Below are 21,526 nucleotides of genomic sequence, written 5' to 3' on the forward strand. Positions count from 1 at the left end.
GACGCAGCGGCATTCCCAGCCGGGTTTCGAGCGGAAGCAGGCACATCGTCGACAGTCTCCTGCCGCACCAACACCGTTCGTTGGGCCTTATCCCGAACCACCGGCACCGGGTTGGCAACCACCTGATCTCCAGCCTTCAACGGCACATCCGGAATCGTCTTGATCCTCGTTGCCCGGCTACTGAGCAATATCGGCTTAGCCAGCTCCGCGTGGTCATCCCCACGGAACCTCCCGAACTGCCCAGCCATATGCTCCAACCACTTACGCGCTCGCTGAGACTTGATGCCGCCCAGCACCTTCGTACTCAAGCGCACCGCCATCCCCATTCCTGCGGTAGCAAGACACAGCAGCAAATTGATCAATACTTCAGCGCTGATTTCCCCCAGCAACTCGTTCATATAAGGCGGCGGCAACATCCGCATCCAGCTGACCATCGCCGACACATAAATGAACAGCAGCGGCTCATCGCTCAGCACCAACAAGCCCTTTGCGATGCTTTCGGTGCCGAGCTTCAACAGCTTTTCACATTCATCCTGGGACAGGTAATGCAGGAGTTTTTCCGCGTAACCCATTGGGTCCGAAAGCCACTGAAACATCTGCTTGATGTTGTCCCAGAGCGCATACAACGCCTCACCAAACCCCCGAGCGTAGGCTTGGTGCAGCGAGAGATAGCGTTCCAGGAAGTTGGCTTCGGAATACCCCTTCCACAGCGGTTCAAACGTGGTGGTCCATTCAGCGCGCAGCCAACCTTCCAGCGGCGCGATAACCGACTGGTAAGAGGCGTACAGCGCCTTGAAATGCGCTGTGGAAACGTTGGGGTAGAAACTGACCCGGTACTGCTGGTTGCGATCACATTCAGTGATTTCGAGAATGCCGCTCGGGCCAATGGTTTTATGGAGGGGCTCCCCGAGCGGGCCACCCGTTGGATCGATGCGTTGCACCATCACGGGCGTATTGCCAATGGGCACGAACCGTGAACTCTGGAACATGTGCACCAGGGTCAACGTGCCGTTGGCCTGGCAGGTTGCGGTGGTGGTGCTGGGAAACAGGGAGCGGTTGATCGGCGCGACCAGCGCCACTTCATCCCCGACCTTGAAGACCTGCTCGATATCCAGCGCCGAAAAGCTGAAAAAGCTTTCCGCCCAGGCATCGTAGTGATTGAGGCAGCGCTTGAAGTCGCTGATGACCGATTCAACGTCTCGCGTCTTTGAATCCAGGGTGGCCAGTACCAAATAGCCGATGGTTTGGCTGGTCACTTCGATCATGAGGCGGCCCCATCAACCGGGGGCCAAACAAACAATGCCATCCGCAATCCCTCGCACTGTGTACTCAGGCGAGGGACTTTGCGGACCTTTTCACGGGAGGGGAGTAGAGCTTATCCGGCAGACATGTAGGACGTTTCGACAAACCTTGTCGTCCCTCACGCGACTAGCGGCTATTGTCAGAAATTTCCCACAGGAGTACAAATGTACTCCATGACAACTCTAACGCCCCGCCGTACCGCCATCCTGACCTTCATCCGCGACCGTATCGCGCAGCAAGGCCAGTCCCCCAGCCTCGCCGAGATCGCCGAGGCGTTCGGCTTTGCCTCGCGCAGCGTGGCGCGCAAGCATGTGCTGGCGCTGACTGAAGCCGGGTTTATCGAGGTCAACCCGAACCAGGCACGCGGTATTCGCTTGCTCAATCAACCGATGCGTCCGCAATGGCTGGATGTGCCGGTGCTTGGCCGTGTCGCTGCAGGCTCGCCTATCGGCGCCGATGCCGAGGTGCATAGCCGCCTGCAACTTGACCCGTCGACCTTCGCGAAAACCCCGGATTACCTGCTGCGCGTGCAGGGCGATTCGATGATCGAGGACGGCATTCTCGATGGCGACCTGGTGGGCGTGCGCCGCAGTGCCGAGGCCTTGAACGGGCAGATTGTGGTGGCGCGCCTGGACGGTGAAGTGACCATCAAACGTTTCGAACGCCATGGCGACAGCGTGCGCTTACTGCCGCGCAACCCCGCGTATCAACCCATCGTGGTCGGGCCCGATCAGGACCTGGCGATCGAAGGGGTGTTCTGCGGTCTGGTGAGGCAAGGTTGATGGGCGCCGTGGTTGCACTGGACACGCTGTTCAATGGCGGGCGTGTCTGGAAAGGCCGGCCTGCCACGCCGCCAGCCAGTGTGCACCCCACCGGGCTGGCGGCGCTGGATGCGGTGTTGCCCACGGGCGGCTGGCCGGAGGCGGCCCTGAGTGAAATCCTCATGGCCAAGGAGGGGGTGGGCGAACTGCAACTGGTGCTGCCGACCCTGGCACGCTTGTCAAAGGCGCGGGAGCGCATTGTGCTGGTGGCGCCGCCCTATACACCGTACCCCCATGCCTGGCAGAACGCCGGGGTGGATCTGCGCTTGCTTTCGGTGATCCAGGCCGAAGAGCGTGATGCCCTGTGGGCGGTGGAACAGTGCCTGCGTTCCGGCAGTTGCGGCGCGGTGTTGTGCTGGCCACGCAAGGCCGATGACCGCGCGCTGCGGCGCCTGCAAGTGGCGGCGGAAACCGGGCAGACCCTGGCCTTTGCCTGGCGCGCCTTGAGTGAGGCGGTCAACTCATCTCCCGCCGCCTTGCGCCTGGCCGTGGAAGCCAAACCCGCGCAGGTGCGCGTGCTCAAGTGCCGGGGCGGCCTGGCCCATCCGGCGCCGATTAAGCTGGCGGGGCATTGAGGTTGCCATGCGCTGGGTGTGTATTGTCTTCCCGCAATTGGCGCTGGACGGAGTGCAGCGTGCGCATCCCGAACCGGAGCAGCCTCTGGTCTTGCTGGCCGGTACGCCACAGCGGCGTGTGCTGCAAACGGTCAATGACGCCGCCCGCGCCTTGGGCTTGCGCCCCGGTCAATCCCTGACAGCTGCACATGCCCTGGCCAAGACCTTTGCCAGCGCCGAATATGATCCCGCCGAGATCGAACGCTACCAGCAGTTCCTCGCCGCCTGGGCCTATCAGTTCAGCTCTCAAGTCAGCCTGTATTATCCACGCGCTTTGTTGTTTGAGATCGAGTCGAGCCTGGGGCTGTTCGGACCATGGCCACGGTTCGAAGCGCGCTTGCGCAGAGAGTTGACCGAACTGGGTTTTCGCCACCGTATCGTCGCGGCACCCAACCCGGCGGCGGCGCGGGTGCTGGCAAATATCTACGATGGTTTGGCGGTGCAGGATGACGGCTTGATGCAGGCCCTGGCGCCGCTGCCCATCGACCGCGCCGGTCTTGACCCGCAGGCCGCTACGGCCTTGTCGCGCATGGGCCTGCGCACATTGGCCCAGGTGCAGGCGCTGCCTCGGCATACCCTGGCGCGACGCTTTGATGCCGGCTTGCTCAAGCACCTGGATGCACTGGTCGGGCACCGGCCGCTGGGCCTGGCGTTCTATCAGCCGCCGGACCGGTTCGATGTGCGTATCGAGCTGAATTTCGATGTGCAATCCCATCAGGCGTTGCTGTTTCCTTTAAGGCGTTTGACCGGCGATCTGTCCGCCTTCCTCTGTGGCCGCGACAGTGGCGTGCAGCGCTTCGACCTGCACTTGGAGCACGCCCAGGCGCCCGATAGCGTGATCAAGGTCGGCCTGCTCAGTGCCGAGCGTGAACCGGCGATGCTGTTTGAACTGGCGCGTGGCCGCCTGGAGCAAGTCCAAGTCACCTCACCGGTCCGCGGCTTTCGCCTGGTGGCCCAGGACCTGCCGGTGTTCGTGCCCCAGCGCCAGGACCTGTTCGACGACCGCCCGCAACAAACCCTGCCATGGGAGCAACTGCGCGAACGCCTGCGTGCCCGCTTGGGCGATGAAGCGGTGCAGGGCCTGCGCTTCCACGCTGACCACCGACCTGAATGCGCCTGGCAAGCGGCTGCGGATAAAACCCTGTGCCCAACCCTGAACAACGTGCAGCGCCCCGGCTGGCTGCTGAACGAACCGACCTTGCTGGGCGAGCAGGGTGTGCAGATCCTCATGGGGCCTGAGCGCATCGAGTCCGGCTGGTGGGACGGCGCCGATATCCGCCGCGACTACTACCTGATCCAGACGCGCGCCGGTCAGCAAGGCTGGGCCTTTCGCACCGTGGGGCAGGGCGATGGATTATGGTTGCAGGGTTGGTTTGCATGAGTTACGCCGAGCTGCACTGCCTGTCCAACTTCAGCTTCCAGCGCGGCGCCTCCAGTGCGCTGGAGTTGTTCGAGCGCGCCAAGCGCCAAGGCTACAGCGCGCTGGCAATCACCGACGAATGCACCTTGTCCGGCATTGTGCGCGCCTGGCAGGCGGCGAAGGCGGTGGAGCTGCCGCTGATCATCGGCAGCGAGGTGCGCATCGACAACGGCCCGAAACTGGTCCTGCTGGTGGAAGACCTCAGCGGCTACCAGCACCTGTGCCGCTTGATCACCCTGGCCCGGCGGCGTGCCGAAAAGGGCAGCTATCGCCTGCTGCGCGAGGACTTCGATCAACCGCTGCCCGGCCTGCTGGCGCTGTGGGTGGCCGAAGACAGCGACACCCAGGCCGATAGCCAATGGCTGCGCCGCACCTTCGGTGAGCGACTGTGGCTGGCGGTGCACTTGCACTGCGGCCAGAACGATGCGCGTCACTTGGAACAACGCCTGCAACTGGCCGCCAGCCTGCACCTCCCCGCGGTGGCTTGCGGCGATGTGCACATGCATGCGCGTGGCCGCCGCGCCCTGCAAGACACCATGACTGCCATTCGCCATCACGTACCGGTGGCCGAAGCCGGCACGCGCCTGCACCCCAATGGCGAGCGGCACCTGCGCAGCCTCGACGCCCTGGCCGCGCTGTACCCGCAAGCCTTGCTCGACGAAACCGAGATCATTGCCCGCCGCTGCACCTTCGACCTCAGCCAATTGCGTTATCACTACCCGCGCGAACTGGTGCCCGCTGGCCACAACGCCCAATCCTGGCTACGCGCCGTGACCGAAGAAGGCATCGCCAAACGTTGGCCGCAAGGGGTCGACGCCAAGACCGCGCAGCAGATCAACAGCGAGCTGGAGTTGATCAGCGAGCTGGGCTACGAAAGTTACTTCCTTACGGTGCACGACATTGTGCAGTTCGCCCGCAGCCGGTCGATCCTGTGCCAGGGGCGCGGCTCGGCGGCGAACTCGGCGGTGTGTTATGCCCTGGGCATCACCGAGATCGACCCGAGCCTGACCAGCATGTTGTTCGAACGCTTCCTTTCAAGGGAGCGCAATGAACCGCCGGATATCGACGTGGACTTCGAACATGAACGCCGCGAAGAGGTGCTGCAGTACGTGTTCCAGCGTTACGGCCGTACCCGTGCGGCGCTGACGGCGGTGGTCAGCAGTTACCACGCGTCCGGCGCGGTGCGTGATGTGGCCAAGGCCCTGGGGCTGCCGCCGGACCAGATCAACGCCCTGGCCGACTGCTGCGGGCGCTGGAGTGACGCAGCGCCCCCGCTGGATCGTCTGCGTGAAGGCGGCTTCGACCCCGACAGCCCGATCCTGCGCCGCGTGCTCACGCTGACCCAGCAATTGATCGGCTTTCCCCGGCACCTGTCCCAGCACCCGGGTGGCTTCGTGATTTCCGAATACCCGCTGGACACCCTGGTGCCGGTGGAAAATGCCGCCATGGCCGAGCGCACCATCATTCAGTGGGACAAGGACGACCTCGATGCCGTCGGCTTGCTCAAGGTGGATATCCTCGCCCTGGGCATGCTCAGCGCAATCCGTCGCTGTTTCGACTTGCTGCGCCGCCATCGCAACCGGGACCTGGCCTTGGCAACCATCCCCAAGGAAGACCCGGCCACTTACGCGATGATCAGCAAGGCCGACACCATCGGCGTATTCCAGATCGAGTCGCGAGCGCAGATGTCGATGTTGCCCAGGCTCAAGCCGCAGAAGTTCTACGACCTGGTGATCGAGGTCGCCATCGTGCGACCTGGGCCGATCCAGGGTGGCATGGTGCACCCGTACTTGCGGCGGCGGAACAAGGAGGAGGAAACCACTTATCCTTCGCCGGAACTCAAAGTTGTGCTGGAACGTACCCTGGGCATCCCGCTGTTCCAGGAGCAGGTGATGCAGATCGCCATGGTCGCCGCCGACTACGGCCCAGGCGAGGCCGACCAGTTGCGCCGCTCCATGGCCGCCTGGAAACGCCACGGTGGCCTGGAACCGCACCAGGAACGCCTGCGCACCGGCATGCTGAAAAACGGTTACAGCGAAGCTTTTGCCGCGCAGATCTTCGAGCAGATCAAGGGGTTTGGCAGCTATGGCTTCCCCGAATCCCACGCGGCCAGTTTCGCCTTGCTGACCTACGCCAGTTGCTGGCTCAAGTGCCATGAGCCGGCGGCCTTCGCCTGTGCGCTGATCAACAGCTGGCCCATGGGGTTCTACAGCCCGGACCAGATCCTGCAGGACGCACGGCGCCATCGCTTGCAGATCCGGCCAGTGGACGTGCAAGCCAGCGACTGGGATTGCAGCCTGGAGCCGATCGACGGGGCACAGCCGGCGATTCGCATGGGCTTGCGCATGATCTCGGGGTTTCGCGAAGAGGACGCGCGGCGCATCGAAGCCGCACGCCACCGCCGGGCATTCAGCGATATTGCCGACCTGGACGATCGTGCCGGGCTGGATGCACGCGCCCAGGCACTGCTGGCGGATGCCGGTGCTTTGCGCGCCCTGGCGGGCAACCGGCACAAGGCGCGCTGGGAGGTCGCCGGTGTACACAAGCAACTCGGGCTGTTTGCCGGCCTGCCGAGTCCGGACGAAGCCGTGGTGGAGTTGCCGTCGCCCACGGTGGGTGAGGATTTGCACGCCGACTATGCCACGGTCGGCACCACCCTGGGCCCGCATCCGTTGGCGTTGTTGCGTGCGGAACTGCGCAAGCGGCGCTGCCGCAGTTCCCAGGAGCTGATGGCGGTGGAGCATGGGCGCAACGTCAGCGTTGCCGGCCTGGTCACCGGTCGTCAGCGTCCCGGCACAGCCAGTGGGGTGACTTTTGTCACGCTGGAGGATGAATTCGGCAATCTCAATGTGGTGGTTTGGCGCGATCTGGCTGAGCGTCAACGCCAGGCGTTGGTGGGCTCGCGTCTGATGAAAGTGGATGGGCGCTGGGAGGCGGTGGGTGAAGTGCGGCACCTGATCGCCGGGCGCCTCACCGACCTGACGCCGTTGCTGGAAGGCATCACTGTGCGCAGCCGGGATTTTCATTAGGGGCTGTGGTTTCTGCGGGCATTCCTCCCTAAGTTATATAAGATGAAACCATCAGCTTCTGACGCGCTCCAAATTTCGCAGCTGTCTTTTCTTTGCGCAGAGTTCAATGATGCAATTTTTATCCAACCCTCATGGCTGTGAAGGTTGGGCCGGTGAAATGGCCCAGCGAATCCGCGCTTTCGATTGGGCCACCACCGACCTGGGCCCTATCGACAAATGGTCCACCAGCCTGACCTGCACCGTGCAGATGATGCTGGCATCACCCGTGCCCATGGTGATGCTGTGGGGGCAATGGGGGTACATGATCTACAACGACAGCTATTCGGTCTTTGCCGGTGGTCGCCACCCGTACCTGCTGGGTACGCCGGTAGAACTGGGGTGGCCGGAAGTCGCCGAGTTCAACCGTCACGTGGTGGACACTTGCCTGGCAGGCGGCACGCTGTCATTCAACAACAAGGACCTGGTGCTGTTGCGCAACGGCAAGCCAGAAACCGTATGGCTGGACCTGTATTACAGCCCCGTCGCCGGCGACAACCAGCAACCGGCGGGGGTGTTGGCGATTGTGGTGGAGACCACCGAGCTGGTGAAATCCGAACAGGTGCGCCAGGAGCTCACGCATAACCTGGAGCAGCGGGTCGCCGCTGAAGTGCAGGCGCGCTCGGCCGCCGAGGACCAACTGCGTCAGTCACAGAAACTCGAAGCCATCGGCGGCCTGACCGGCGGTGTGGCCCACGACTTCAACAACTTGCTGCAAGTGATCGCCGGCAACCTGCATTTGCTGGCCCGCCACGAACCGGACAACGCCCAGGTGCAGCGCCGTGTCGCCGCGGCCATTGCGGCGGTGGAGCGCGGGTCCAAGCTGTCATCGCAATTGCTTGCGTTTGCCCGTCGCCAACCTTTGTCACCGGCGGTCTACAACCCGCAACGTATCTACGCAGGACTCGGCGAGCTGCTGCAACGGGCGCTGGGGGAAACCATCCATATCGATGTGCAACTGCCCCAGGACTCGTGGTTTATCAACGTCGACCGCAACCAACTGGAAAATGCACTGCTCAACCTGGCGATCAATGCCCGGGACGCCATGAACGGCGAGGGCGTGATTCGTATCACCGGCGAGAACATCATCCTTAATCCGGACGATTGCGCGGGTAAAGGCATCAAGCCGGGCGAATATGTGCGCCTGGCGGTCATCGACACCGGTGTGGGTATGTCCGAGTCCACCTTGAAACGTGCGTTCGAACCCTTCTTTACCACCAAGCGCGAAGGCCATGGCACCGGCCTGGGCCTGAGCATGGTGTTCGGCTTTGTGCGCCAGAGTGGCGGGCATGTGGAGATGTGGAGCGAGGAGGGCAAGGGCTCGGTGGTGCAGATGTATTTCCCTCACAGCCTGGAGCCGGAAAGCCTCGATGTGCATATCGACCAACTCCCCCTAAGCAGCGGCCAGGAAACCATCCTGGTGGTCGAGGACAATGAAGGCGTGCGCCTGACCGTCGTCGAGTTACTCGAACAGTCCGGCTACACCGTGCTCACGGCCGATGACGGTGACCAGGCCATGCTCAAGCTACAAGCCGGTTTGCAGCCGGAGCTGATTTTCACCGATGTGGTCATGCCCGGCCGCGTCAAAAGCACCGACCTGGCCAACTGGGCGCGTGCGCAAAACCCGCCGGTGGCAGTCCTGTTCACCTCCGGCCACACCCGTGACATTCTCTCCAGCAATCATCTGCTGAGCGCCGATATTCATCTGCTGAGCAAGCCCTACAGCCCCGAAGCGCTGACGCAACGGGTGCGCAGCGTGCTCACCGCCCGACAAGGTTGTCCATGACTTCACAGCGCAACACGCCTGCAATCACTGCCCAGCAAACCGGTTTCGTCCGTGTGCGTGGCGCCCGCGAACACAACCTGCGGAATGTTGATGTGGATATTCCCCGGGATGCCTTGGTGGTGTTCACCGGCGTGTCGGGTTCCGGCAAGTCGTCCCTGGCGTTTTCCACGGTGTATGCCGAAGCGCAGCGGCGTTATTTCGAGTCGGTGGCGCCGTATGCCCGACGGCTGATCGACCAGGTGGGCGTGCCGGACGTGGACAGCATCGAAGGCCTGCCGCCCGCCGTGGCCCTGCAACAGCAGCGCGGTACGCCGAGCGCGCGCTCATCAGTGGGCAGCGTGACGACGTTGTCGAGCCTGATCCGCATGTTGTATTCCCGCGCCGGCAGTTATCCGCCGGGACAGCCGATGCTGTACGCCGAGGACTTCTCGCCGAACCTGCCCCAGGGTGCGTGCCCGCAATGCCATGGCTTGGGCCGTGTGTATGAAGTGACCGAAGCACTGATGGTGCCGGACCCTTCGCTGACCATCCGCCAGCGCGCGGTGGCGTCCTGGCCATTGGCGTGGCAAGGCCAGAACCAGCGGGACATTCTGGTGACCCTTGGCTACGACGTGGATATCCCCTGGCGCGACCTGCCGAAAAAGCAGCGCGACTGGATCCTGTTCACCGAAGAAACTCCCACCGTACCGGTCTATGCCGGCTTTACCCCGGAGCAGACCCGCGATGCGCTGAAACGCAAACTGGAGCCGAGCTATCAGGGCACCTTCATGGGCGCCCGGCGTTACATCCTGCACACCTTCGCCCACACCCAGAGCGCGCTGATGAAGAAGCGCGTGTCACAGTTCATGCAGGGCAGCGCCTGCCCGTTGTGCGAGGGCAAACGCCTGACCAAGGCTGCGCTGTCGGTGAAGTTTGCCGGGGTGGACATAGGTGAGTTGTCACAGTTGTCATTGGCGCAATTGGCCGAGTTACTGCGGCCGGTGGCGGCGGGGCAGGACACGATGAAACTCTCGGTGGAAAAACGCCTCGCCGCCCAGCGTATTGCCCAGGACTTGCTGGAGCGGGTCAGCACCTTGACCGAGTTGGGCCTGGGTTATCTGTCCCTGGAGCGCAGCACGCCAACCTTGTCGTCCGGCGAGTTGCAGCGTCTGCGCCTGGCCACGCAATTGGGCTCGCAGTTGTTCGGCGTGATCTATGTGCTGGATGAGCCTTCGGCAGGCTTGCATCCAGCGGATGGCGAGGCACTGTTCACCGCACTGGACCGTTTGAAAGCGGCGGGCAATTCATTGTTTGTGGTGGAGCATGACCTGGAAACCATGCGCCGCGCCGACTGGCTGATCGACGTTGGCCCGGCGGCCGGCGAACATGGCGGCCAGGTGCTGTACAGCGGCCCGCCTGCGGGGCTGGCACAGGTGCAGGCGTCGCAGACCCGCGCCTATCTGTTCGCTGAAAAGCGTCTCTCCAAGCAAGAGCGCCGTGAACCCACCGGTTGGCTGACACTGCAAGGTGTGACGCGTAATAATCTCAAGGACCTGAATGTCGATTTTCCGCTGGGCTGCTTCACGGCGGTCACCGGGATTTCCGGGTCGGGCAAGTCCAGCCTGGTCAGCCAGGCGCTGCTGGAACTGGTGAGCGCCGGTTTAGGGCGCGTGGTGGAAAATGACGAAGAACCAAGCCTGGAAGACGATGCGCCGCAAACCAGCGGCGGGCACATCCACGCCGGTCTGGAGCACATCCGCCGCCTGGTGCAGGTAGACCAGAAACCCATCGGCCGCACTCCACGTTCGAACCTGGCGACCTATACCGGGCTGTTCGACAATGTGCGCAAGCTGTTCGCGGCTACACCGGCGGCGAAGAAACGGCACTACGATGCCGGGCAATTCTCGTTCAACGTCGCCAAGGGGCGTTGCCCGAACTGCGAAGGGGAAGGGTTTGTCAGTGTCGAGTTGCTGTTCATGCCCAGTGTGTACGCGCCATGCCCGACCTGTCATGGGGCGCGCTACAACCCCGAGACCTTGGCGGTCAAATGGCAAGGTTTGACCATCGCCCAAGTGTTGGGGCTGACGGTCGAGCAGGCGGTCGAAGTGTTTGCCGAACAACCGAGCGTGCTGCGCTCGTTGCAGGTGCTGCGGGATATCGGCCTGGGCTACCTGCGTCTGGGCCAACCGGCCACCGAGCTGTCGGGCGGTGAAGCGCAGCGCATCAAACTGGCGACCGAGCTGCAACGCAATGCGCGGGGCGCGACCTTGTACGTGCTGGATGAGCCGACTACAGGCCTGCATCCGCGGGATGTGGACCGCTTGCTCAGCCAGTTGAATCACTTGGTGGATGCGGGGCATACGGTGGTTGTGGTGGAGCATGAGATGCGCGTGGTGGCGCAGAGTGATTGGGTGATAGATATCGGGCCGGGGGCAGGGGATTTGGGCGGGACCGTGGTGGCCAGTGGTACGCCGCAAAAAGTTGCGAAGAGCAAGAAAAGCCGGACTGCCGCCTTCCTGGCGAAAGCACTCTAAACCTGTGTAGGCGCGGGGCTTGCCGACAAGCCCGGCGCCTATACAAAAGCTGTCAGGTCTGTTGGATTTGCTGCTTGGCCTGCCTCACCACATTCTCCACGGTAAACCCGAACTTCTCCTGCAACTTGGCCAACGGCGCGGACGCACCGAAGCTGTTCATCACCACCTTGGCGCCGGTCTGGCCTACATAACGGTCCCAGCCCAATGGGCCTGCCTGTTCCACCACGACCCGCGCTTTCACCGCCGGCGGCAGCACACTGTCGCGGTAGGCCTGGTCCTGGTCTTCAAACAATTCCCAGCTGGGCATGGACACCACTTGCGCGGCAATCCCTTCGGTCTTCAGCTGCTCATAGGCCGCTACGGCCAGGCCGACTTCGCTGCCGGTCGCCAACAGCAAGACCTTGGGATGGTCGGCAGCGGCCAGCACGTAAGCCCCCTTGGCCGCCCCGGACGCCGCTGCGTACTTTGTACGATCCAGCGTCGGTAACGGCTGACGCGACAACACCACGCAACTCGGCCGATGGGTTTGCGCCAGGGCAACCTTCCACAGCTCCAGGGTTTCATTCGCATCGCCCGGCCGCAGGGTCAGCAGCCCCGGCGTGGCGCGCAACTGCGTAAGGTGTTCGATCGGCTGGTGCGTCGGCCCATCTTCACCCACGCCAATCGAGTCATGGGTAAACACGAACACCACCGGCAACTCCATGATCGCCGCCAGGCGGATCGGCGGTTTCATGTAATCGCTGAACACCAGGAACGTCGAGGTGTATGGCCGCAGGTAGGACAGCGCCAGCCCGTTGGCGATCGCGCCCATGGCGTGCTCACGAATGCCGAAGTGCAGGTTGCGCCCGCTGTAGTCGTCGGCACTGAAACGCCCGGCACCGTCAAAGGTAAGGTTGGTCTTGGTCGACGGTGACAAGTCCGCCGAACCGCCCAGCAGCCAGGGGACCTGTTCGGCAAACGCATTCAGCACCTCGCCGCCAGCGGCGCGGCTTGCGATGCCCTTGGGGTCGGTATCGAAGTCCGGCAGGTGCTTCTGCCAGTGTTCCGGCATTTCCCCGGCACGCATACGTCTCAATTCATCGGCCAATTCCGGTTCGAACTGCTCCAGCAAGGACAGGTGTTCGGTCCATTTTTCATACAGGGGCTCGCTGCGTTCAAGCAGGGCATCACGCAATTGCGCGCGTGCTGCTTCGGGGACCAGGAAGCTCGAGTCCTCGGGCCAGCCATACGCCGACTTGGTCAGGCGAATTTCCTCTTCGCCCAAGGGCTCGCCATGGGCGGCGGCCGTGTTGTGTTTGTGCGGTGAGCCATAGCCAATCACGCTGTCGACCACAATCAGCGTGGGTGCGCCACGATTGCAATGAAAGGCTTCCAAGGCATTGCTCAGGGCTTGCAAGTCGTTGGCATCGGTAACGTGCAGGGTGTGCCAACCATACGCCTGGAAGCGCTGGATCACGTCTTCGCTGAACGCAAGTTCAGTGTGGCCTTCAATGCTGATGGTGTTGTTGTCATAGATCCAGCACAGCTTGTCCAGCTTCAAGTGACCGGCCAAGGACGCGGCTTCACCGCTGATGCCTTCCATCATGTCGCCGTCGCCGCACAGGGTATAGACGTTGTAGTCGAACAAGGTTTTTTCTTCGCGGTTGAAGCGCTTGGCCAGCCAGCGTTCGGCCATGGCCATGCCGACACTGTTGGCACAGCCCTGGCCGAGCGGGCCCGTGGTGGTCTCCACGCCAGTGGTCATGCGGTATTCGGGGTGGCCGGGGGTCTTGGAGCCGGCTTGTCGAAATTGCTTGATATCGTCCAGGCTGACCGCGGGTTGGCCGGTGCGCTCGCCGTTGGCATCCAATTCCACTACGCCGGCCAGGTGCAGCAGCGAATACAGCAGCATCGAGGCATGACCAACGGACAACACAAAACGGTCACGGCTGGGCCAGTCGGGATGCTGGGGATGATAGCGCAGGAAGCGGCTCCACAACGTATACCCCACCGGTGCCAGGCCCATGGGCGTGCCCGGATGGCCGGAATTGGCCTTCTGCACGGCGTCCATGGCCAAGGTGCGAAGGGTGTTGATGCATTGGGTGTCGATATCAGTGGCAGCATGAGTCATGAAACCGGTCTCCCTCGGTTGGCTATCTAGAGTGGAGGGCAGGGGGCGGCAAAGGTTTGATCCAAACGCCCGCGCTGCGACGAACGGGGCTGTATTGACCCCGGACATGACAAGACCCCTCGCAATGGTCTAGCTTCTAGGGCGTAAGCCATTGATCAACTTGCGGAGGTACGCCATGCCAGTGAAACACGACCTGTATCAGGACTTGGGGTTTAGCAAGGAAGTCGTTCACGAACGCAGGGCGAGCGATAAACGCCTGGACTCGCTGCTCACTCAATACGATGACGCTGATAAGGAGGTGCTGAAGGCAGAATCGGCAAGCGCCAGCGATGAGGATGTGGAGAAGCTGAAGAAGAAGCGGCTGTTGATCAAAGACGACATTGTCGCAAAGCTGGGGTAAACCAAAACGCCTCCCCTGTAGGAGCAAGCTTGCTCCTACAGCAGGGACGGACATATTTGTTCAGAATTGTCTGGGGGACAGGATGCTTCTCTCTGCCTATCATGCCGACCGCCCACCCGGCTCTGGGGACTGTTGCGGCGCAAGGATTGTGCTGGTGAGTCGGGTGGGCACTTCATTTCAGGCCAGCAGTGCCTTTGTGCATTCATCGATAGAGCGTTGCTGCGTCTCGCCATACAGCTTCAATTCATCAATCGTCCGACGTCCCAGCGCCTTTTCAAACTCGGCCCGATTCGAGTTGGCCGCGTAGTGACTCTGGGCTGCATCCCCCAGGTTCGACTGAAAAATCCCCGCCGCACTCACCGGTAGGAAATCCTCATACACCAACGGCTCCACATCGATGTGGCCGGCCTCGACCAGCGCTTCCAGTGTGCGCGGTTGAGCGGCAGTGCCGCGCGCCGCCAAACCTTGTTCGGTGGCGAAGTAGCGGAAGTAGGCCAAGCCCTGTTCGCGCATCTGTGCATGGTTATCCGGGAACGCCTGGAAATGCCGTTCCATCAATTCGACATAACGTGCAGCGTTGCCCTCATTGGGAAAGGCGCCCAATTCGTCGCGCGCGGCGTTCAGCAACTGGTCGTACAGCGCGCGGCCTTTGGGGGTGAGCGCCACGCCGCGCTGTTCGATTTCGCCAAAGCGCGCACTGTGGCTGCCTTGAGCGTCGGTAAAGGCGATGGGTTCGTCGAGGGCCTTGAAGCTGGTCTGGCGCAGCAGGAGCGGGCAATGCCGGCGCGGTGGGCCTTCGATCACAGCCTTGGGGGTGATGCCTTTGCCGGGCATGGCGGCCTGGACCTGGTCGATGTCCAGGGTGCGCGGGGTCAGATGGTTGATATGCGGGCCTTTGAAGGCGACCACGTCGGCGATCAGGCGGTGCTGGTCGCTCAGTTGCTGGTACTGCGCGCCGGTGACGGTGGCGGTGTGGTGCCAGCGGAAGGTTTCCAGGGCCTGGCGGATAAACTCATCGGCGTCCTCGGCGTTGAGGCCGCCGTCCTTTTCCGCTTGTTCGATCAGCGTCAGGGCGCCAGGGGTGAAGATCGAGCGCTTGGCCAGCGCGGTTTCGGCGAAGGCGCGCAGGTCGGGATTTTCGATCAGTTCCAGGCGCAGCAATGAGGTAAATACCCGAAACGGGCTGGTTTGCAACGCCTGTTCATGCACGGCGCGAAACGCGGTGGAGTGCACCGGTACGCCGGCCGGTGTCAGGTCGTAGTAGCCCACCGGTTGCATGCCCATTACGGCAAACAGGCGGCTGATGGTCGCCAGCTCTGCCGCGGTGCCCAGGCGGATCGCGCCGTGGCGCTCCATGTCCAGGCGCTGTATTTCGCCGGTGCGTTGCAGCTGCTGCGCCAGCTGCGGCTGGGTGTCGAGTACGTGGGCATTGGTCTCGGCCACCAGCTCCATCAGGGCGCCATACAGGGGAACTTCATCTCGGTACATGTCGGACATGGCCTTGGAAAAGCCCCTACGGATCTGGTCGGGGCTGACATGTGCGGTGCTGGGCATAGAAAAATTCCTGATGGCTATAGCGGTAGAGGTGGCCTTTGCCTGGATTTTGTTGAGCGCAAAGCACCCTTGCAAACGAAGATTCCTCAGGACTTCATTCTGCAAATGAATGAGATGACGTGAATATGACAAAAAACATCCCGTGAGAAATTTCATTTAACGGCGGCTTTCCTAACTAATTCTTCACGGATTCCGCCCTGGTCGGCATGAAAGAATCGTCACGTTTGCAAGGATGAAAACGCCGTTATGCACACCAGACACATAAAAAAATGTTTAGGGGCTGTCGTTAATGAAAATTTCTACACTGGCGTTGTCGATCACCGCCGCCGTTCTTGCACAACAGGCGTTCGCTGATGATTTCGGGCTCGGTTCGCTGGGCACCGGCAACGGTCACAGCGGCTTCTTGGAAGACAGTCATGCGGCCATCAGCTCGCGGACCATGTACTACAGCGCGGATAACCGCTCGGGGACCAACAACGACCTGCGCGAAGCCGCAACCGCGCTGCGTTTTGACTACAAATCCGGTTTCACCCAAGGCACCATCGGCTTGGGCTTTGACGTCATGGCTTTCGGCGCACTGCGTCTGGATGGCGGTGATGGCCACACGGCGGGCGCGGGCCTTTCGGGCAACGGCAACAGCTTCTTCCCGACAAAGAACAACGGCACCGAGCCTGCGGATTCCTTCGGCCGCGCGGCGGGCAACGTGAAGTTCCGCATTTCCCAGACCGAATTGCATGTCGGTGGCGGCTTGGCGCCGGTGTTGCCGATCCTGGTTTCCAACGACAGTCGCGTGGCTCCGCAGACCTTTGACGGCGGCATCCTCACCTCCAATGACATCCCCAATGTCACCTTCACCGGCGGTGAACTGAACCGCGCCGAAGGCCGTGCTTCCAGCAACTCCACGGGCTTGAGCGTGGCAGGCGGTACCCGCGACAGCGACAGCTTCAAATTCGGTGGGGTGGACTACAAACCGTTTGGTTCTTCCGAGAACGTGATCGCGAAAAACCTGACGTTGCAGTACTACTACGCGCAGCTGCAGGACTTCTACAAACAGAACTACTTCGGCCTGGTCCACGTGCTGCCGCTGGGCAATGATCGGTCGTTCAAGACCGACCTGCGCTACTTCGACAGCTCCAGCGACGGCAAGAACGGCGAGAGCGGTTACCAGTTCAACAACAACGGTGGCTACGCCAAGCACGCCAACGAAGTGGACAACAAAACCTACAGTGCGGCCTTCACCTACCAGTTGGGCGGCAGCAGCCTGATGCTTGGCCACATAGGCGTGGGTGATGACGGCGGCTTCGTGTGGGTGAACCAGGGCAGCCTGGCCGACCCGCACGCACAAGGCGCCGGCGGCAGCGACTTCTACCTGTTCACCGACGCCGTGGTCGGCCAGTTCTCCCGTGCGGGCGAACAGGTCAACTTTGGTCAGTACTCGTATGACTTCAAGGCCTATGTGCCGGGTCTGAAGGCGTCCGTGGCTTACCTGGACGGCAGGGACATCAAGTCGAAGGTGGCCGGTGGCCCTGACCAGAAAGAAAACGAAGCCGACTTCCGCCTGGACTACGTCGTGCAGGCCGGTCCGCTGAAAGGGTTTGGTACGACTTTCCGTACCGGCACCTATCACGGTAAAAACACCGGCACCGCCGACCAGGACCAAACCCGCCTGATCTTCAACTACACCTACGCGATCTTCTAAGTCTTCATGTGCGCCCGGACGTCATTGGGCTCTACACTGCCTCTCACTGGGTAGGCGATGGAGGACCCGATGACGGCCACACCCGACAACCGGATACTTGGAACCCTCGAAGGCCAACGCTTGGCGCAGCAGGATGCCGAACGTTGGCGCGAGTGGGGCCCTTATTTAAGCGAACGCCAATGGGGCACGGTGCGCGAAGACTACAGCGCCGATGGCGATGCCTGGACTTACTTCCCCCATGAACACGCGCGCAGCCGTGCCTATCGCTGGGGCGAGGATGGTTTGGCGGGATTCAGCGACAAGGCGCAACGCTGGTGCCTGGGCCTGGCCCTGTGGAACGAGCGCGATGCGATCATCAAGGAGCGCTTGTTCGGCCTCAATAACGCCGAGGGCAACCACGGTGAGGACGTCAAGGAACTGTATTTTTTCGTCGACGGCGTACCGAGCCATGCCTATATGCGCATGCTCTACAAATACCCGCATGCCGCCTTTCCCTATGACGACCTGATCAGCGAAAACGCCCGCCGTGGCCTGGCGGATGCCGAATACGAGATCCTCGATACCGGCGTGTTCGAAGACAACCGTTACTGCGATGTCAGCGTCGAATATGCCAAGCATCAGCCCGACGACATTTTCATGCGCGTGACTGTGCGCAACCGTTCGGAGCAGTCGACGCGCGTGCAGGTAGTGCCTCAACTCTGGGCGCGCAATGACTGGAGCTGGACCTTCGACGCGCCCAAGCCGCAATTGACGATGGACGGGGAACAGGTGCTGGCGCGCCACCCTGAGTTGCCTGATCGGCATCTCGGCGCCTGGGGCCAGGACGGCGTGGAGTGGTTGTTTTGCGAGAACGAGACCAACGTTGCGCGGCTGAATGGGCAGCCGGCGCCGGGACCGTTCAAGGACGGGATCAATGATTACGTGGTGGCGGGTGTGCAATCGGCGATTCGCCGTGACCGCGGCACAAAAGTCGCGGCGCGCTTCATCCTTGAGCTGGCAGGCCTGGAAAACAAAACCCTCTACCTGCGTTTCGCCCCCGTTGATGCACCGCAGGTCAACGCCCGCAAGCTGTTCGAACAGCGCCGCCAGGAGTCCGATGACTTCTATGCCGCCTTGCAACACAACATCGCCGATGAGGATGCGCGCAATGTGCAGCGTCAAGCCTTGGCCGGGTTGCTCTGGTCAAAGCAGCTCTATTATTTCGATGTGAACCAATGGCTCGACGGCGACCCGGCACAACCCGCGCCGCCGCCCGAGCGCCTGCATATCCGCAATACCCATTGGCGGCACCTGTCCAACTTCGACATCCTCTCGATGCCTGATACCTGGGAATACCCGTGGTACGCCTCATGGGACCAGGGCTTCCAGGCGGTGGCCATCGCGCTGATCGATCCGGGATACGCCAAGCAACAGCTGTTGCTGTTGGTGAAGGACCGTTTCATGCACCCCAACGGCCAGTTGCCGGCCTATGAATGGCGCTTCGACGACGCCAATCCGCCGGTGCATGCCTGGGCCAGTTGGCGTGTCTATCAGCAGGACAAAGCGCTGACTGGCGTAGGCGATATGGATTTTCTTGAGCGAATTTTCCACAAGCTGCTGCTGAATTTTTCCTGGTGGGTCAACCGTAAGGACGCGGAGGGACGCAACCTGTTCCAGGGCGGCTTCCTCGGGCTGGACAATATCGCGTTGTTCGATCGCTCGGCCGCGTTGCCACCGGGTTACCAGCTGGACCAGGCCGATGGTACCGCGTGGGTGGCGGCCTATGCGCTGGACTTGATGCGCATCGCCCTGGAGCTGGCCAAGCGCAATGGCGTGTACGTCGACATTGCCGTGAAGTTCTTCGAGCACTTCCTGTATATCGCCGGCGCCATCAACCGCGTCGACGACAGCGCGGAAGGCCTGTGGGACGAGCAGGACCTGTTCTTCTACGACGTGCTGCACCGGCCCGACGGCGCGAACGAGCCGGTGCGCCTACGTTCGATCGTCGGGCTGATGCCGCTGTTTGCCGTGTTGGTGCTGGAGCAGCGCGAGCATGAAGGCCTGGAAGGTTTGCGCGAGCGTTTGCTGGGGTTTATGAAGCACCGGCCGGACCTGGCCAAATTGGTCTCGCGCTGGAACGAGCCGGGGCAGGGCAATCGCCTGTTGCTGGCATTGTTGCGTGGTGAGCGCACCAAGGATTTGTTGCGGCGCATGTTGGCTGACGAAGAGTTCTTGTCGGCGTTTGGCGTGCGCTCCCTGTCCAAGGCGTTCGCGGAACAACCGCTGGCGTTGAAGATGAACGGCAATACCCTGTGTGCGAGCTACCAACCCGGCGAATCCGACTCGCGGTTGTATGGCGGGAATTCCAACTGGCGCGGGCCGCTGTGGATGCCGGTCAACTACATGCTGATCGAGTCGTTGCGAGAGTTTCACCGCTACTACGCGGACAACTTCTCGGTGGAGTACCCGGCCGGCAGTGGTTACCTGTCCTCCCTGGAGGACGTCGCCAACAGCCTCAGTCAGCGCCTGACGCGTCTGTTTCTGCGCGACGAAAATGGCTCAAGGCCGTCGATGGCAGGGTACGCCCAGCTGGAAGCTGACCCGGCCAGCCGCGACCTGGTGTTGTTCCACGAGTATTTCCACGGGGAAACCGGGCGCGGACTGGGCGCGTCCCACCAGACGGGGTGGAGCGCGCTGGTGGCGTTGCTACTGCAGCCAGGGGCTTGAGTTTCTTTGTGGCGATTGTTGTGGTGAGCGGGCAGAGCGCTGAACTACAGGCGACGCAGGAAGGATTTAACGATGTGCCGGGTGGCGTCGGTGGTGTCCAGTTCATCCATGGCGCCATAAGGGTGCCACTGGCAATCGATTATTTCATTGCAGGGTTTTGCATCGGCGATGTTCACCACTGACGCTTCGAACACGTGGTGAACGGTGTCGCGAGCCTTCAGTTCCTGCAAGTACAGCAAGCCGTCCACGTTCAATCCGGTTTCTTCTTCCAGTTCGCGTTCCGCCGCGCCGACCGGGCGCTCATTGCGTTCGACCTTGCCGCCCGGCAGCGCCCATTTCGATCTGGCCTTGCGTACGAAGAGGATATGCCCCTCGTGTTCGCAAATGACCGTGGCCCTTATTTTCATCGTCTGTGCCCCCGCAGTGGGATGAATGTCATAAAAGTGTAATGCAATTGTCATGCTAAGTGGTTATGGCGCTGACGCGTGGGGTTGTGGATACTGCCCGATTGATCAAAACGGACGAGGAGAGCAGATGAGCACCGTACGCTGGGGCATGATCGGCTGTGGCAGTGTCACTGAGTTAAAGAGTGGACCCGCTTTCTACAAAGCGCCAGGTTCGGCGCTGGTCGCCGTGATGGGGCGCCGTGAAGAGGCTGTGCGCGATTATGCGACACGCCACGGGATTGCCCGCTTCTACACCGATGCCCAGGCCCTGATCAACGATCCCGAAGTGGACGCGGTGTACATCGCCACGCCACCCGACAGCCACCTGGAATACAGCCTGATGGTGGCCGCCGCGGGCAAGCATTGCTGTGTCGAAAAACCGATGGCATTGAATGCCGAGCAAAGCGCATTGATGCAGCGCACCTTCGAGCGTGCCGGCCTGCATCTGTTTGTCTCGTATTACCGCCGCTCACTGCCGCGTTTCCAGCAAGTGCGCCAGTGGCTGCAGGACGGGCGTATTGGCCAATTGCGTCACCTGACCTGGACCTTGTGCAAGCCACCGGGCGCCGACGACGCCAGCGCCGCCAATTGGCGCACCGACCCGCTCATTGCCGGTGGGGGTTACTTTGCCGACCTGGCCAGCCATGGGTTTGATCTGTTCCAGTACCTGGCCGGGGATATCGTCGAGGTCTCGGGCTTTACCGCGCGACAGGCCGGGCGCTACGCCGCCGAGGATGCGGTGACCGCCTGCTGGACGTTCGCGTCCGGCGCGCTGGGCATGGGCTGCTGGAATTTTGTCGCCGACCGCCGCGAAGACAAGGTCGAGCTGATCGGCAGCAAGGGGCGCATCACGTTTGCAGTGTTCGAAGACCAGCCGCTGCGCCTTGAAGGCGAGGTGGACGAGGTGCGGGAGGTGCCTTGCCACGCGCATATCCAGTGGCATCATGTGCTGGCCATGAACGCCCATATTCGCGGGGAAGCCGAACACCCCTCACAGGCGATCGAGGCGTTGAAGACCGATCGGATCCTCGACAAGGTGCTACAGCGTAACCCCCATCATCCTGGCTAGGTACGATAGGGTTGTGTTTTT

At 62.0% G+C, this 21,526-nt stretch carries 13 protein-coding genes and 1 pseudogene; 10 read left to right on the forward strand and 4 right to left on the reverse strand.

The genetic code is table 11. From position 1 onward, the window contains the following. Nucleotides 1-1,265, reverse strand: a pseudogene (locus AC4PS7_RS05765) (type IV secretion protein Rhs); the annotation flags it as partial. Between the two features lie 201 nt (nt 1,266-1,466). Here AC4PS7_RS05765 and lexA point away from each other — a divergent pair. The 6 genes from lexA to uvrA all read left to right on the forward strand — a co-directional run bounded on the left by lexA (nt 1,467) and on the right by uvrA (nt 11,521). Then, nucleotides 1,467-2,084 (forward strand): transcriptional repressor LexA, encoded by a 618-nt coding sequence (gene lexA / locus AC4PS7_RS05770; protein WP_021492567.1) that lies wholly within the window; start codon nt 1,467-1,469, stop codon nt 2,082-2,084. Then, the gene (gene imuA, locus AC4PS7_RS05775) at nt 2,084-2,698 is read left to right on the forward strand and encodes a translesion DNA synthesis-associated protein ImuA (protein WP_042572205.1); all 615 of its coding nucleotides are present in this window, start codon (nt 2,084-2,086) and stop codon (nt 2,696-2,698) included. Before lexA ends, imuA begins: the two co-directional genes overlap by 1 nt. A 7-nt stretch (nt 2,699-2,705) precedes the next feature. Continuing rightward, nucleotides 2,706-4,118, forward strand: a complete 1,413-nt coding sequence (locus AC4PS7_RS05780; protein WP_042572206.1) for a Y-family DNA polymerase — start codon at nt 2,706-2,708, stop codon at nt 4,116-4,118. After that, the gene (locus AC4PS7_RS05785; protein ID WP_222942626.1) at nt 4,094-7,186 is read left to right on the forward strand and encodes an error-prone DNA polymerase; all 3,093 of its coding nucleotides are present in this window, start codon (nt 4,094-4,096) and stop codon (nt 7,184-7,186) included. The genes AC4PS7_RS05780 and AC4PS7_RS05785 overlap by 25 nt, the downstream gene beginning before the upstream one ends. A gap of 109 nt (nt 7,187-7,295) precedes the next feature. Then, nucleotides 7,296-9,008 carry an ATP-binding protein gene (locus tag AC4PS7_RS05790; RefSeq protein ID WP_010209882.1) on the forward strand — a complete coding sequence of 571 codons (1,713 nt, stop codon included), beginning with the start codon at nt 7,296-7,298 and terminating at the stop codon, nt 9,006-9,008. Next, nucleotides 9,005-11,521 carry an excinuclease ABC subunit UvrA gene (uvrA, locus tag AC4PS7_RS05795; protein ID WP_069673383.1) on the forward strand — a complete coding sequence of 839 codons (2,517 nt, stop codon included), beginning with the start codon at nt 9,005-9,007 and terminating at the stop codon, nt 11,519-11,521. Before AC4PS7_RS05790 ends, uvrA begins: the two co-directional genes overlap by 4 nt. A gap of 52 nt (nt 11,522-11,573) precedes the next feature. Here the strand turns inward: uvrA and tkt are convergent, their stop codons facing one another. Further along, nucleotides 11,574-13,631: a transketolase gene (gene tkt / locus AC4PS7_RS05800; RefSeq protein WP_021491608.1), complete on the reverse strand. Its 2,058-nt coding sequence runs from the start codon at nt 13,629-13,631 to the stop codon at nt 11,574-11,576. A 175-nt stretch (nt 13,632-13,806) separates the two neighbouring features. Here tkt and AC4PS7_RS05805 point away from each other — a divergent pair, with 175 nt between their 5' ends. Beyond that, complete coding sequence (locus AC4PS7_RS05805) at nt 13,807-14,031, forward strand: DUF465 domain-containing protein (RefSeq protein WP_069673384.1); 225 nt, start codon at nt 13,807-13,809, stop codon at nt 14,029-14,031. 177 nt (nt 14,032-14,208) lie between these two features. Here AC4PS7_RS05805 and hglS read toward each other — a convergent pair whose 3' ends face one another. Next, on the reverse strand, nt 14,209-15,585 hold the full coding sequence (gene hglS, locus AC4PS7_RS05810; protein WP_492179222.1) for a 2-oxoadipate dioxygenase/decarboxylase HglS: 1,377 nt from the start codon (nt 15,583-15,585) through the stop codon (nt 14,209-14,211). A gap of 289 nt (nt 15,586-15,874) precedes the next feature. On the opposite strand from hglS, the gene AC4PS7_RS05815 reads away from it, so the two are divergent. Then, complete coding sequence (locus tag AC4PS7_RS05815; RefSeq protein WP_021491606.1) at nt 15,875-17,284, forward strand: OprD family outer membrane porin; 1,410 nt, start codon at nt 15,875-15,877, stop codon at nt 17,282-17,284. Nucleotides 17,285-17,353: 69 nt separating this feature from the next. Beyond that, the gene (locus tag AC4PS7_RS05820) at nt 17,354-19,990 is read left to right on the forward strand and encodes an MGH1-like glycoside hydrolase domain-containing protein (RefSeq protein ID WP_010209892.1); all 2,637 of its coding nucleotides are present in this window, start codon (nt 17,354-17,356) and stop codon (nt 19,988-19,990) included. Nucleotides 19,991-20,034: 44 nt separating this feature from the next. Here the strand turns inward: AC4PS7_RS05820 and AC4PS7_RS05825 are convergent, their stop codons facing one another. Further along, a complete protein-coding gene (locus AC4PS7_RS05825) occupies nt 20,035-20,397 on the reverse strand; it encodes an NUDIX hydrolase (protein WP_010209895.1) in 363 nt (120 codons plus the stop codon). Nucleotides 20,398-20,524: 127 nt separating this feature from the next. Between AC4PS7_RS05825 and AC4PS7_RS05830 the strand changes: the two genes are divergently transcribed. Further along, a complete protein-coding gene (locus AC4PS7_RS05830) occupies nt 20,525-21,505 on the forward strand; it encodes a Gfo/Idh/MocA family protein (protein WP_010209897.1) in 981 nt (326 codons plus the stop codon). The last annotated feature ends 21 nt before the right edge of the window (nt 21,506-21,526 follow it).

Source organism: Pseudomonas sp. DW-iso3 (genome assembly GCF_058725305.1).

What these genes read in the sequence shown, in the direction of transcription:
- lexA (WP_021492567.1), top strand. Translation starts at nt 1,467, where the DNA reads ATGTACTCCATGACAACTCTAACGCCCCGCCGTACCGCCATCCTGACC.
- imuA (WP_042572205.1), top strand. Translation starts at nt 2,084, where the DNA reads ATGGGCGCCGTGGTTGCACTGGACACGCTGTTCAATGGCGGGCGTGTC.
- AC4PS7_RS05780 (WP_042572206.1), top strand. Translation starts at nt 2,706, where the DNA reads ATGCGCTGGGTGTGTATTGTCTTCCCGCAATTGGCGCTGGACGGAGTG.
- AC4PS7_RS05785 (WP_222942626.1), top strand. Translation starts at nt 4,094, where the DNA reads ATGGTTGCAGGGTTGGTTTGCATGAGTTACGCCGAGCTGCACTGCCTG.
- AC4PS7_RS05790 (WP_010209882.1), top strand. Translation starts at nt 7,296, where the DNA reads ATGCAATTTTTATCCAACCCTCATGGCTGTGAAGGTTGGGCCGGTGAA.
- uvrA (WP_069673383.1), top strand. Translation starts at nt 9,005, where the DNA reads ATGACTTCACAGCGCAACACGCCTGCAATCACTGCCCAGCAAACCGGT.
- tkt (WP_021491608.1), bottom strand. Translation starts at nt 13,631, where the DNA reads ATGACTCATGCTGCCACTGATATCGACACCCAATGCATCAACACCCTT.
- AC4PS7_RS05805 (WP_069673384.1), top strand. Translation starts at nt 13,807, where the DNA reads ATGCCAGTGAAACACGACCTGTATCAGGACTTGGGGTTTAGCAAGGAA.
- hglS (WP_492179222.1), bottom strand. Translation starts at nt 15,585, where the DNA reads ATGCCCAGCACCGCACATGTCAGCCCCGACCAGATCCGTAGGGGCTTT.
- AC4PS7_RS05815 (WP_021491606.1), top strand. Translation starts at nt 15,875, where the DNA reads ATGAAAATTTCTACACTGGCGTTGTCGATCACCGCCGCCGTTCTTGCA.
- AC4PS7_RS05820 (WP_010209892.1), top strand. Translation starts at nt 17,354, where the DNA reads ATGACGGCCACACCCGACAACCGGATACTTGGAACCCTCGAAGGCCAA.
- AC4PS7_RS05825 (WP_010209895.1), bottom strand. Translation starts at nt 20,397, where the DNA reads ATGAAAATAAGGGCCACGGTCATTTGCGAACACGAGGGGCATATCCTC.
- AC4PS7_RS05830 (WP_010209897.1), top strand. Translation starts at nt 20,525, where the DNA reads ATGAGCACCGTACGCTGGGGCATGATCGGCTGTGGCAGTGTCACTGAG.